Origin of the sequence: Marinobacterium maritimum (assembly GCF_039523155.1) — a bacterium.
Lineage (GTDB): Bacteria > Pseudomonadota > Gammaproteobacteria > Pseudomonadales > Balneatricaceae > Marinobacterium > Marinobacterium maritimum.
In genome coordinates, this window is record NZ_BAAAET010000002.1 from 333,386 (window position 1) to 345,730 (window position 12,345).

At 57.6% G+C, this 12,345-nt stretch carries 14 protein-coding genes; 6 read left to right on the forward strand and 8 right to left on the reverse strand.

Going from position 1 to position 12,345, the window contains the following annotated elements; genetic code table 11:
* Positions 1-45: 45 nt before the first annotated feature.
* The 3 genes from ABD013_RS07960 (at position 46) to ABD013_RS07970 (ending at position 1,879) form a co-directional block, all read left to right on the forward strand.
* On the forward strand, positions 46-405 hold the full coding sequence (locus ABD013_RS07960) for a hypothetical protein (protein ID WP_343804656.1): 360 nt from the start codon (positions 46-48) through the stop codon (positions 403-405).
* An 88-nt stretch (positions 406-493) separates the two neighbouring features.
* The gene (locus ABD013_RS07965; RefSeq protein WP_343804658.1) at positions 494-1,447 is read left to right on the forward strand and encodes a phage exclusion protein Lit family protein; all 954 of its coding nucleotides are present in this window, start codon (positions 494-496) and stop codon (positions 1,445-1,447) included.
* Positions 1,448-1,513: 66 nt separating this feature from the next.
* Positions 1,514-1,879, forward strand: a complete 366-nt coding sequence (locus ABD013_RS07970; RefSeq protein ID WP_343804660.1) for a hypothetical protein — start codon at positions 1,514-1,516, stop codon at positions 1,877-1,879.
* Positions 1,880-1,988: 109 nt separating this feature from the next.
* On the opposite strand, the gene ABD013_RS07975 is transcribed toward ABD013_RS07970, so the two are convergent.
* Both ABD013_RS07975 and ABD013_RS07980 read right to left on the reverse strand, forming a co-directional pair.
* Positions 1,989-3,029, reverse strand: coding sequence for a M14 family metallopeptidase (locus ABD013_RS07975; protein WP_343804662.1), 1,041 nt, complete (start codon positions 3,027-3,029; stop codon positions 1,989-1,991).
* Entirely contained in the window at positions 3,026-4,510 is a 1,485-nt protein-coding gene (locus tag ABD013_RS07980; RefSeq protein WP_343804664.1) for a glutamate-cysteine ligase family protein, read from the reverse strand. The genes ABD013_RS07975 and ABD013_RS07980 overlap by 4 nt, the downstream gene beginning before the upstream one ends.
* Positions 4,511-4,651: 141 nt before the next feature.
* On the opposite strand from ABD013_RS07980, the gene ABD013_RS07985 reads away from it, so the two are divergent.
* Complete coding sequence (locus tag ABD013_RS07985; protein WP_343804666.1) at positions 4,652-5,500, forward strand: sulfurtransferase; 849 nt, start codon at positions 4,652-4,654, stop codon at positions 5,498-5,500.
* A 31-nt stretch (positions 5,501-5,531) separates the two neighbouring features.
* Here the strand turns inward: ABD013_RS07985 and ABD013_RS07990 are convergent, their stop codons facing one another.
* The 6 genes from ABD013_RS07990 to ABD013_RS08015 all read right to left on the reverse strand — a co-directional run bounded on the left by ABD013_RS07990 (position 5,532) and on the right by ABD013_RS08015 (position 10,817).
* A complete protein-coding gene (locus ABD013_RS07990; protein ID WP_343804668.1) occupies positions 5,532-6,548 on the reverse strand; it encodes a CobW family GTP-binding protein in 1,017 nt (338 codons plus the stop codon).
* Between the two features lie 62 nt (positions 6,549-6,610).
* A complete protein-coding gene (locus ABD013_RS07995) occupies positions 6,611-6,934 on the reverse strand; it encodes a hypothetical protein (RefSeq protein WP_343804670.1) in 324 nt (107 codons plus the stop codon).
* A gap of 111 nt (positions 6,935-7,045) precedes the next feature.
* A complete protein-coding gene (gene nfsA / locus ABD013_RS08000) occupies positions 7,046-7,783 on the reverse strand; it encodes an oxygen-insensitive NADPH nitroreductase (protein ID WP_343804672.1) in 738 nt (245 codons plus the stop codon).
* Between the two features lie 31 nt (positions 7,784-7,814).
* On the reverse strand, positions 7,815-8,399 hold the full coding sequence (locus tag ABD013_RS08005; RefSeq protein WP_343804674.1) for an alpha-ketoglutarate-dependent dioxygenase AlkB family protein: 585 nt from the start codon (positions 8,397-8,399) through the stop codon (positions 7,815-7,817).
* A complete protein-coding gene (locus ABD013_RS08010) occupies positions 8,386-9,276 on the reverse strand; it encodes a ribose-phosphate pyrophosphokinase (RefSeq protein ID WP_343804676.1) in 891 nt (296 codons plus the stop codon). The genes ABD013_RS08005 and ABD013_RS08010 overlap by 14 nt, the downstream gene beginning before the upstream one ends.
* Entirely contained in the window at positions 9,273-10,817 is a 1,545-nt protein-coding gene (locus tag ABD013_RS08015) for a thymidine phosphorylase family protein (protein WP_343805771.1), read from the reverse strand. Before ABD013_RS08015 ends, ABD013_RS08010 begins: the two co-directional genes overlap by 4 nt.
* A 160-nt stretch (positions 10,818-10,977) precedes the next feature.
* On the opposite strand from ABD013_RS08015, the gene purU reads away from it, so the two are divergent.
* Together purU and ABD013_RS08025 are read left to right on the forward strand one after the other, a co-directional pair.
* Complete coding sequence (gene purU / locus ABD013_RS08020; protein WP_343805773.1) at positions 10,978-11,832, forward strand: formyltetrahydrofolate deformylase; 855 nt, start codon at positions 10,978-10,980, stop codon at positions 11,830-11,832.
* Positions 11,833-11,916: 84 nt separating this feature from the next.
* Positions 11,917-12,330 carry a CBS domain-containing protein gene (locus ABD013_RS08025; protein WP_343804678.1) on the forward strand — a complete coding sequence of 138 codons (414 nt, stop codon included), beginning with the start codon at positions 11,917-11,919 and terminating at the stop codon, positions 12,328-12,330.
* Positions 12,331-12,345: the final 15 nt, after the last annotated feature.

Genomic DNA, 12,345 nt, shown 5'->3' on the forward strand with positions numbered 1-12,345 from the left:
GCCCTTTAACGCAGCGTTAAGCACCTTGGAAGCTTTAGAGGAAATATGGATAAAAACGCTAGGCTTTTGTTATTTAGAGACGCTTTAACAGTTGAGGTCGGAGCTTCTTGTGCGAAATCCGCATTAGAATTATTGGAAAGTACTTTAAAGCGTATTGAGCATGAAAATGTTCAGAACGGAGAGGAGGTCATGACTATTTCTGAGGGGAATGAGAAATTCGTTCAGGAGTACGGTGTAGGGGGATTGTATATACCCCTAATAGGACATAAGGTTTATATAAACGCCAATGGTGCTCTTAAAATTACAGATAACCAATCAGACTCGGTTTTCCTTGAGAAAGAAAATAATACCTCTGAAATGTTTAAAGAAGTCGTTGGTTGGAAGCCAAAGTTTTTTGGCGCATAACAAGGCCAAGCACAAGCGCGCAACAAGTTGCGCTTGACTCGCTAAAGCTCGCCTGTGCTGGCGGCGTTAAACACTACTGGAGACCGAAGTGTCATCACCGATAAATGTTCTATGGGGAAATATTGTCAATTCCTTCGAGCAGGCAAATGAATCGAGTTTAGCTATGCATCTCAAAGCTGTAGAATCCGGATTGCTTAATAGAGAAATTGACTACGACAATGGGGGCGAGCCTGCGAAGGGACCACACGCAGACCTAACTACGAAGAAAATCTATCTTCAAGAAGCATATCTAGAACATCTCTGGGCGTTTATATACTCGGTTTTTGTTATATACGAAGAAGGCGTTCAAAAGCCGATAATTAACAACGCTTTCACTGGAGTGGTAGAGTTTAATACCGAGATACTGCGGCGAGCTAAACAGCTATACGACTGGTCTATTTCTTTGGCCGAAAAGAAGACCGAGTGGGATCGTAACCTGCCGAACCCTCAGTCTCATTCCAACGACCGTGAAAAATTCTACGCGGAGAAAGTGAATGGGATATTTCAGAAGTCGGTCTCCTATGTTCTTTTTCATGAGTTTTGTCACCTCACGCAAGGCCATGAATCATACTACCTCGGTTTTCAACTGTGCAACCTAACTGAAGCTGATTATGCTGACAGAATCCAATTAGAGAACGAAGCTGATGAGTTTGCATTCAACATGATTGTTGGTTCTCATGAAGACGAAAAAAACCGCTGGGTTAACGGGCTTTCCATCTTGTTTGTAAAGTGCTCGTCTTTACTGCTTACCCGCTCTCTGCAGGGGGTAAAGCAGAGAAGCCATCCTGACTTGGACACCCGCATCCACACAGCACTTGCAAGACTTGACCTAAAATCAGAACAGTCGCAGTTTTATTGTTGGTATCTCTGCTGTTTGGCAGTTAACTTCTATTTGCTAAAACATGGTATTACGCGTGATCAGCACACATATGATACTGCAGAGGAGTGTTTCTTTGCGTATCTCAATCAGCTGGATAGCATTAAGTTTGAAGGCAGCATTTAACAAGTAAAAGCACGCGGACGCAGAAAATTTGCGCCGGTATTTTAGGCGTTATGGGGTCGATGATCAGTGAGCATAGTCACAAAAGTTTCTTCGGTTTTTATGTTGATTTTTTTGCTTTCAGCTTGTGATTCTCCTGAAGGTGTTAATTACGAAAGAGACCTATACCGAGGGGGTGATGGCCTTGTTTACCTTAAAAATAGCGAAGTCCTTTTTACTGGACGCGCCTATATGGCGGTATGTGAAGAGTGTAATGAGTCATTATTAGGCAGCTGGCCTGTTCATTACGTCGGCCATTATAAAGATGGGAGGATGCATGGTGAGTTCTGGTTTCCAAAATCCGGTCGTAGTGATGACTTTTTTGAATATAGTGATAGAGCCAACCAAAGAAAGGTGGTTTATTTGAATGGCGAAGTCGTTGAACGCTACCCATAACAAGTAAAGGCAATCCGACGCTGTAGTTCCCCCGGTTCAGTGGACACCTCGATCTAATCCAGACGAGGTGAGAAATGGCCAGCAGTTTCAGCCGACGGACTCTCCGGCTTTAAAAAATGGGTTCGCCTGTTGCCTTGACTGCATAGAACAGGCAATCACTCTTCGCAATCACCGGGTTGGTGGTAATCATAAAGGCTTTTATGGCCTGGGCGGGATAGATCTGCCCTTCCTTGACTATAAGCACCTGCTCCATGTTCTCGGTCCGATTGTGGCTGATCGCTGTGAGTATGCTGAGGCCTTTGTTGCCAATCCATCCTAGAGGCTCATCCGGGGAAACAATGCCGAAATTGCGGTGCTCGATGTCTGGCGGCAGCGTGAGGTCAGCATGGCCGGTGGGCTCAAGGCGGTATTCGATGGTCGCCTCAGGGGCCAGCTCCACCCGAATCGGATTGCGCAGTACATTGATGTCCCACTCCGCTTGTTCCAGTGACAACACGTCCGGCCTTGAGACATAGCGAACGAGTCCTTCGTACGCCAGTTGATGAGCATGGTCGTCCTGGGATCCACCACACTCAATGGTCACCGTGGGCACCTCCTGTTCCGAAAACTCCATCAGCGCGCCCAGACGAAGGTCCGTCATGATGAGACGGTCGGTAAAGAGCGAGGTCAACGCCTGATGGGCTGCGTCATTGCTGATGGTGACAGCGAAGGAAGGGCCTGTGCCTGAGGTATTGTGCACGTCCAGCAGGCATTCGGGCTTCGCGCTATGAAGCTCGGCCAGCATGGCCTCGGCAATCGCACCTTCTTCCCCCTCGAAAGGTTCCTTAAAGCATCGATTGAGGTCACGTCCTTCAGGCAGCTGGCGCATTGAAAACCTGGGCGGAATCTTAGCCGGGTAGACGCCTCCCACGAGAAACAGCATGTTGACCGCGGGCGTGTGCTGCTCAAGTAGCCATCGGTGCAGCGCAAACAGACCTGAAGGCTCGTTGCCGTGAAGAAGTGTTGCCATGGCTCGGGTTCGGGAGCGATCGCGACCGGCCACCCGAACCACCGTGGGCTTGTGCAGTCGGTCCAGCCACTCAATGGGTGAGCGGCCCAGCGTCCGGGGCGACGGGTCATTCAGATAATCAAGCACTTTCGAGTGGCTCATGGTGACAGTGTCCATTCATGGAGCGGAATGTTTTTCTTCTGGTTGGCCATGTACAGCGCCAACATACTCCGGAACGCCTCATCGGGGCTCAGGGACCGGAACAAAGACTCGGTGATGTGGCGCTGCCAGCGGGCGCCGGACATGGCAGTCTCAATGCGGCCTTCGATGATTTCCAACAGGCGGTGGATTTCCGTCTCGTCCACCGCGGTTTGTTGCAAGGCTTCACGGGCACGTGGCAGCAACTCTTTGGCCAGGGTTAACAGGGGCATATCCTGTAGCTGAACCTGATCCTTGTGCGGCCAGATGATCTCTGCACCGATGCCATATTTGGCTGCCCGGTAGAAATTGTGTTCGGTGTAATGGAAGGGGAGTATCGACGTCAGATGATGGATGTCATCAAGCACGGCCAACGCCGCCCCGATTACAAAGAGTCCGTTCGCACACATATCAACGGCCGTCGGGCCTGCTGGCATGGAGCGAATCTCGATGCGCAGGTGACCGCCGTCGGTATGATCGAAGATGGCCCGGTTCCAGGGCCATGTGGTTCCCTGGTGCAGGCGCAGCTCGGCCAGTTCAGGCACCTCGCCACGATCAACCACGGCCATAGGATCTTCATCCGACAGCAACGGAATGATGGGGGGATACAGCGATGCCGAGGCCGCAAACAGTTCCCAGGCGTTGCGTACCCAGCCGTTGCCGTAATAGACCCTTGGCGGATGGCGCCAGGTTTTATGGTTGGGGGAGCGGCTGTCAATGGATTGCTTGAACAGGGCGATCCGGGTTTCGTCCCACAGGTGGTGGCCAAACAGGCTGGGCGAATTGCTGGCCAGCGCCAGGGCGATCGGCGTGACCAGCTGGATCGCGTTGAAATAATCGGCAAAACGGTGCGCGGGCACACGCCAGTGCAACTGGAACGAGGTATTGGCTCCTTCCATGTAGACGTCGTTGGCCTCCAGATTGATGACATCCTTGCCACCGATATGGATGCTGAAAGGCTCGCCTCGTTGCTTGAGCAGCGCGTTGGACAGAGCATGGTAGCGGGGCACGTCTGTCATTACCTTCGCGTCCATGTCTGACTGGCGAAGTGTGGGCAGAATGCCGATCGGTACCAGTTCCCCATCCAGTGATGCGGCGTGCTGGTTGATGCGTCCGATGGCAGCGAGCAGCTCTTGCTCGGTTCTGGCAAACGGATCACCTTTAAACGCCTGGGGGCTGAGGTTGTATTCGAGATTGAAGCGGTTGAGTTCCAGCGTCAGTTGAGGGTCCTGAACGCGGGCGGCGATTTCTGTGTTGATGGGCTGAACACGCAGGTCAGGGGTGACGATGTAGAACTCGACTTCGGCTCCAATGGAGCTCTCTCCCTCACCAAAGTCCGGTCGTTGCAGAAGGCAAGAGAGTGCTGAAAGGTCCGTCCGGACCTTGGCAGCAAAACGTTCAAACTCTTCCGCAGTAAATTCCGATTTTTCGATCGACAGTCCCACGCTAACGCTGTCTCCAAGGCTCACTCACTTTGATAGTAGCTGAAGATGCGCCCGTCACCAGTCCAGGGTGACTCACCATGGCGGTAGCAAGCCCGCCCAAATCCGGATAATGTGGTCCATTGACCCTGAACGGAGAACACTATGAATTCCCCCCTTGTGACGACCGACTGGCTGCAGGACAACCTGGATAACGAACATCTGGTATTGATCGATGCCAGCATGGCCAATGTCGTTGGCAAGGAGCCGATCGTGTATGACCGCCCGGTGTTTATCCCGGGTAGCTACCAGATCGACCTGGAAGGGGCGCTCTGCGATACCCAGGCTTCACAAATTCATGCCTTCCCCAGGGAACAGCAGTTCACGGAGGAAGCCAGCAGGCTGGGTATTACGTCTGAAAGCCTGGTGGTGCTGTACGATAACCAGGGTATCTATTCGGCCCCCAGGGCTTGGTGGATTTTTCGGGCTATGGGTCTCAACCAGGTGTTTGTTCTGGATGGCGGCCTTCCGCAGTGGTTAGCCGAAGGGCGGGAGGTCTCGGCTGCTCCGGTTGCAGAGGCGGGCACGCCGGGTACCCTGGTGGGCCATCTCGACTGCAGTCTGGTCAGGGATTCAGCCTACGTTTTCCAAACGCTGGAAGACGAGCGTGTGACGCTGATTGATGCGCGATCACAGGCGCGTTTTCTGGCCAAGGCGCCTGAACCCCGGCCGGGTGTGCGTGGTGGTCATATCCCCAATTCTCTCAACCTTCCGTTTCTGGAGGTGCTTGAGGGTTATCGGTTCAAGCCTGTCAGCGAGCTGGCGGCAACCTTTGCTCACCTGGCACCTGCTCTTAAGCCCGACCGCGAACAGCAACTGGTGTTTTCCTGTGGTTCCGGTATCACCGCCTGCATCCTGCTACTGGCAGCGGAGCTGGCAGGATATAGCAAGTTGGCGCTGTACGACGGTTCATGGGCCGACTGGGGCAGTAACGAGTCGTTGCCGGTGGCGTAGCGCCAAAAGCTAACCGGCATAAGGCTTATCTTTACCCTGCCAAACAGCCCAGCAGTTCACCTTCAATGACCGCCTGCTCCAGTGGCTGGCGGCTCAGGATTTCCAGCCGTGAGTCGCGTCGCCAGGCGGATTCACTGATGTCGGCCGGCTGGCCGTTGTTGCGGTTGTAGCCGACCCAGGCATGACCGATCCTCAACACGGCCTTAAGCCGGACGATCTCGTTCAGACCATCCAGATACTCCTGTACTGCCTGCCAATCGAAGCGATCCTCGGCGGCGAAGATCCAGCCATAACTGTAATAGCCGTCCTGGCTGCCGGTCTGCAGCACCGGCTTGCCGGGCTCGGCCAGCTTGGGTCTGTCCACAGGCGCCAGTGTGGTCTGACGAACCGGGTTTGATGCATGGGCCTGTGGATAACTGGCCTGGCGCTGGCTCAAATGCTCCAGGTCGAGCCAGCCGGGCTCCAGTTGTCCCTGGGTGGTGGCATGGATCGCCAGCTTGGGCGGGAACAGGTTGGCCGACAGGCTTTTGGCTTCAGCGATTTCGGCTTCACCGGCAAGGTCGATGCGGTTCAGTACGACCAGGTCGGCCAGGTTGAGCTGGTCGAGGAAGCCGGGCTGGCGCAGCACTTCGGGCTGGTGCAGCACCATGGGATCCAGCAGGCAGATGATGCTGCGCAGTTCCAGCACCTGGCGGAACTGGTCGTTCTGCAGGGTATCGATGATGCGTGCGGGGTGACCGAGCCCGGTGGGCTCGATCAGCAGGCGATCAGGGCGAAAGCGGCGCAGCAGCGTGGCCAGGGTGATCGGCAGGCTGGGGCCCAGTGTGCAGCAGAGACAGCCGCCGGCCAGTTCCTTCACTTCGATCCCGTCTTGCTGCTCGATCAGGCTGCCGTCGATGCCGACCTGACCGAACTCGTTGACCAGCACCGCCCAGCGTTCGCTGTCGGGCTTGTGTTTGAGCAGCTGGTTGATGGCGGTGGTTTTGCCGCTGCCGAGAAAGCCGGTGATGATGTTGGTGGGAACGGATTGGATAGGCGCCTGACTCACACTCAGAATACTCTTGATGTTACAGGGTAACGATTGTGAGCCAGGCGGACTTCACAGGCAAGTCAGGCGCAGACCTTTTCGTGTTTGCGCTTGGCTTCCAGATAGCGCGGCATGGGACCGACGTCTTCATAGACCGGATCGCCATCCTCGACCCGAATGACCCGGTTGCCCTGCTTGTAGGGCATGTGTGCTTCGATGTCGGTGAGGATGGTATGCAGCAGAATCGGGGTCAGCTCCACGATATCCATACCGTACACCTCGGCCAGGGCCTGCAGGCGGACCATGTCCTCGCGGTCGATCGGCAGGGTGACGGTCTGTTGGTGGGCATGCCGTTGCGAGTGTTGCTCCAGCCGCTGGAGCAGGGCGGCAATATGGCTGTCGGGCATGGTGTGCATCCTCTCACTGGAACAGGTCGCCCCCTTGTGGCCTGCCAAGGGGGTACTCCAGTTCAGCATAGTAGAGGGCACGCGGCCCTGCACAGCCTTATAGATAGCCAATCAGCGCTTGATAAAGCCCTTCTTGTTCAAAAACGGCAGCATGTGCGGGCGGGCTTCCTTCACCAGCATGCCGGAGATCTGTTCGCTCCAGCTCATCTCCTTGTTGCCGCCGGTACGGGTACGGTAGTACTCGCGTACGTCTTCATCATAGGCGGCGATACGCTCGGCATCCTGACTGTCGTCGTAACGATCCTGCTTGAGTACGACCTCCAGCGGCAGGCGTGGTTTGGTCTCCGGGTTCTGGTCCGGGTAGCCCAGGCAGAGGCCGAAGACCGGGTAAACCAGTTCCGGCAGCTCCAGCAGCTCGGCGACCGCTTCGATCTTGTTGCGCAGGCCGCCGATGTAGACACCACCCAGTCCCAGTGATTCAGCTGCGATCATCACATTTTGAGCAAAAAGCGCGCAGTCGAGGGATGCGGTCAGGAACTGCTCGGTAAAGCCGGACTGCATCTCGGCATCGTGCATGCCGCAGGCCAGCTGGTGACGCTTCATGTCGGCGCAGAACACCAGGAAAACCGGTGCGGAGGCAACGTATTGCTGGTTGCCGGCCATCTCGGCCAGGGCCTCGCGGCGCTCGCCAGCGCTGACCTGAATCACGGTGCAGGCCTGGATGAAGCTGGAGGTGGCCGCGGCCTGACCCGCCTTGATCAGGGTGTCCACAGTGGCCTGATCGATCGGCGCTGAGGTGAATTTGCGGATGGAGCGGTGTGCGTTCAGCAGTTCGATCGTCGGGTTCATTGGGTTCTCCAAAATAGTATGCGTGGCGCGATTATACATGGATCAATCTGAAGGTCAGGTTGATGCGCGGATCCTGACAGCGTCGGGTGCGCGGCAGGCTGTGTTGCCAGTGATGCTGGGTCGATCCGGCCATAAGCAGCAGTGATCCGTGTTCCAGCGTCAGTGCCTCGGTGTCTCGGCTGGTATTGTGACGCAGGCGAAAGCGTCGTGGTGCGCCCAGACTGATCGACGCGATGGTCGGGTTGGGGCCCAGCTCGGGCTCGTTGTCGGCATGCCAGCCCATGCAGTCCTGACCGTCACGGTAGAGGTTGAGCAGCAGGGCATTGAACGGCTGGCCGCACAGGGCTTCCAGTTGCTGCTTTAGCGGCAGCAGGGCCGGCAGCCAGGGCTCACCGGCCAGCCGGAGGCCCGAGTAGGTGTAGTGAATGCCCGGGTCGGACATGAACGCCTGCAGACGCGGGACCAGGTGCTCGCGCCCGAACAGGCGGATGCGATCCTGTTGCCAGGGGATGTTGTTGAGCAGTCGTGCCAGCAGGGCATCGGCTTCCTCGGTGGTGAGAAAGCCGGGCCAGTAGCGGATCTCGGCATCGGGTAGTGCCAGCTCAGTGACTGTCACGGTCCGTCAGTAGTTCGCGTACCGCTTCGGCCAGTGGCGCGGCGATATCGATCTGGTTACTCAGATGCGGGATGCAGGCGGTGGTGACCACATCCGCCACTTCGGTCAGCTGGGCATAGGCGTCGCCGGCAAAGATGCCGTGCACACCGATGGCGACCGCTCGGGGCAGGCCGGCCGCCTGCAGGTGCTTGATTGTTTCCAGCATGGTGCGCCCGCTGGAGATAATATCGTCCACCAGTACCGGGGTGCGTTCAGCGGCGCTGTCCAGGTCGGGCAGGGATACGCTGACGTCGTAGTCGCCGCGGCGTTCCTTTTGCAGTACCTGGAAGGGAGCACCGGCCAGCTTGGCAACGTGGGCAACCCACTGTTCGCTCTCGCTGTCGGGGCCGATCAGCAGAGGCTGGTCGACTCGCTGCTGAATCCACTGGGCGATCAGCGGCGCGGCTTGAACCACGCGAGAGGGGATGGTGTAGATCTCATCCAGTGAATCGTAGCGGTGCAGGTGTGGATCCATGGTGACCAGATAGTCAAAGGTGCTGGACAGCAGCTTGGCAAAGGGGCGGGAGCTGACGCATTCGCCGGGCTGGAAACGCTTGTCCTGACGCATGTAGGCCAGGTAGGGCGTCACCAGGCCGACGCTGCGGGCGCCGCACTCGCGCAGGGTGTCGGCAAGAAACAGCAGGCGCAGAGTACGCTCGTCCGGGTGGAACAGGTTGCACAGGATGACGCAGTCCTGATCGGTGCAGTCGGAGTGGATGCGCAGGTAGCTTTCACCATCGGGGAAGCGGCGCTGCTCCAGTACGCCGGCCTGAGCATCGAGCAGGCGAGTCAGTTGTGATGCCAGTGCCGGATCGGAATCGGGGTTGAAAATCATCATGCGGTTACCTGTTCTCCTTGCGGGGCACTGTTCAGTTCAATCACCTGGGTGTGATCATTGAGATATTCCACGGCGTAATTCAGTTCCCCGGCATTTTCGGCGTGGATCATCAGCAGGATATCCTGGCACTCCACTTCGTCGCCCAGCTTGACGTAGATCTCGACGCCAGCGGCCGAGTCGGCCGGTGCGCCGGCCAGCTTGGCAATCTTGGCCAGAATGCGGTTGTCGATCCCGCTAACCTGGCCCTTGTGCTCGGCCACCAGCGCATAGCGGTAAGGGGCTACCGGCGGGTGGCGCAGTCCGCCCTGAGCCTCACAAATGGCGCGGAACTTGGCCCAGGCGGCGCCGCTGCGCAAAGTCTCTTCCGCCAGTGCCTGGCCTTCCTCTACACTGATCTCACGGACCATCGCCAGCATGGCGCCGGCGACCTGCTCGGCGCGCTGGCGCAGATCCTGAGGCGCCGTCGGCAGGTTCTGCAGTACAGCCAGCAAATCATGGGCTTCAAGTGCCGGGCCAATACCGCGGCCCACCGGCTGGCTGCCGTCGGTCAACAGGATCTGCAGCTTGAGCCCCAGGTTATCCGCCACCACGCGGAAGCTGTCGGCCAGACGGTCAGCGGCTTGCTGACTGCGGACCTTGGCTGTCGGGCCAACCGGGATGTCGATCAGCACATGGGTGGCGCCGGCGGCGATCTTTTTCGACAGTACCGAGGCGATCAGCTGGCCCTCGCTGTCGATATCCAGTGCACGTTCCACCTGAATCAGCAGGTCGTCGGCGGGGCTCAGGCGCATGGCGCCGCCCCAGGCCAGACAGCCGCCTTCGGTACTGACCACCTGGCGCATCTGCTCCAGGCTCAGGCTGACTTCAGTCAGCGTCTCCATGGTGTCGGCGGTGCCGGCCGGTGAGGTGATGGCGCGCGATGAGGTCTTGGGCACAGTCAGGCCGCAGGCCGTCAGGATGGAGACCACAATCGGCGTGGTACGGTTGCCGGGCAGGCCGCCGACACAGTGCTTGTCCACCACCAGTGGCAGCTGCCAGTCGATGGTGCTGCCGGATTTGACCATGGCCTGGGTCAGTGAGGTGATTTCGCGGTCGTTAAGGCTGTCGTCACCGCAGGCGGTGATGAACGCCGCCAGGTGTACGTCGGCGTAACGGCCGTCAACGATATCGTTAATGATGCTCTGGAACTGCAGGTCGTCCAGCTCATGGCCATACACCTTGGCGCGGACATGGGACAGCGACTGGACCGGCTTGGGGTGAGACAGCCAGACCGGGTCTTCCGGGTTAAGCTGCAGTCGCTGCCAGGCCGAGTCGGAGAAGCCGACTTCGTCATCGGCGAGCAGTTCGCCGGTAACGATGTTGAGAGAGGCGATCAGATGCAGGCTCTGATGCGTGGTGATCAGCACCCGTGACAGGCTCTCGAAGCCTTCCGAGCGGCAGACATGGCTGTGTGCCGGCAGATACAGGGTGGGTTCATGGTGTGTGTCGATGCCCAGGCGGCGTGCCTTCAGCGGCGCCATCCGTTCGGGGGTCAGCATCATCATCTACAGCTCTCCTTTAAACAGCCAAGCGTTCAGTGTAACGCAACTGTTGTTCAGGCGGATAATGATGATGCCGGGATGAATGCTGTCGAGAGTGAGCGGCTGCTGTTAGAATGGCTGATTCGACTTTTGATCTAGAGACTGGATGCGAGCACAGTATATGGAACGCCGTTACCGTTTGGTTCTTTCCTGCCCGGACCGCGTGGGCATTGTATCGATGGTCAGCAACTTCATCTCCAGCCATGGCGGCTCGATCACAGACGCAAACCAGCATTCCGATGCCAGTACCGGCTGCTTTTTCATGCGGGTCGAGATTGCTGCCAGCACCTTGCCGTTCTCGCTGGATGAGCTGAAAAAGGCCTTTGAACCGATCGCGGCTTCATTCCAGATGGAATGGGAAATTCATGACTCGGCGCGCCCCAAGCGCGTGGTGCTGATGGCCAGCCGCGAGTCGCACTGCCTGGCGGATCTGCTGTACCGTTTCCACAGCAACGAGCTGTTCTGCGAGATTCCCTGCGTGATCTCCAACCACGATGATCTGCGTTCCATGGTGGAGTGGCATGGCATTCCCTACCACCATGTGCCGGTGGACCCGAGCAACAAGGAGCCGCATTTCGCCGAAGTAAACCGCCTGATTGAGGAGCATGAGGCCGACGCCGTGGTACTGGCGCGCTACATGCAAATCCTGCCGCCCGACCTGTGCGACCGCTATCCGCACCGGATCATCAATATTCACCACAGCTTCCTGCCGTCCTTTGCCGGTGCCAAGCCCTATCACCAGGCTCACGAGCGTGGCGTCAAACTGATCGGTGCGACCTGTCACTTCGTGACCCAGGATCTGGATGCTGGCCCGATCATCGACCAGGATGTGACCCGCATCAGCCACCGTGATGCACCCGAAGACATGGTGCGCCTGGGGCGTGATGTGGAGAAGACCGTGCTGGCTCGAGGCCTGCGATGGCATCTGGAAGACCGGGTACTGGTGCACGGTAACAAGACCGTCGTTTTTGCCTGATGGCAGTGACCGGGGACTGAGCTAGTATAAAGTCAGGCCGTTGTCTGTTCGGCCGGACCCATTCGGAAGCAGGAGACTAACGGGATGCTTAGATCTGTAAAAGTACAGGATTACATGGCAACCAATCTGATTTCGTTCAGCCCGGAAACCCGGCTGTTCGATGCGATTCGGGCGCTGCAGGAGTACGGCATCTCGGGCGCCCCGGTGGTGGACAGCGATGGGCAGCTGCTGGGCATGCTGTCGGAACTCGACTGCCTCAGAGCGATTCTGACCCTGACCTACCATGAAGAGGAGATGGGCAGTGGTGGCCATGTGGCGGACTACATGACGCCCCAGGTCGATACAGTTCTCTACGGCTCGGACCTGACCGAAGTGTCGCGTCGTTTCATGGAGCTGGGCCGACGTCGCTTGCCGGTGGTGCATCAGGGCAAACTGGTTGGTCAGATCAGCCGCCGTGATGTGCTGCGTGCCGTGGAGGAGTTTGCCAAAGATGGTTGATACGAGAATCGAGAC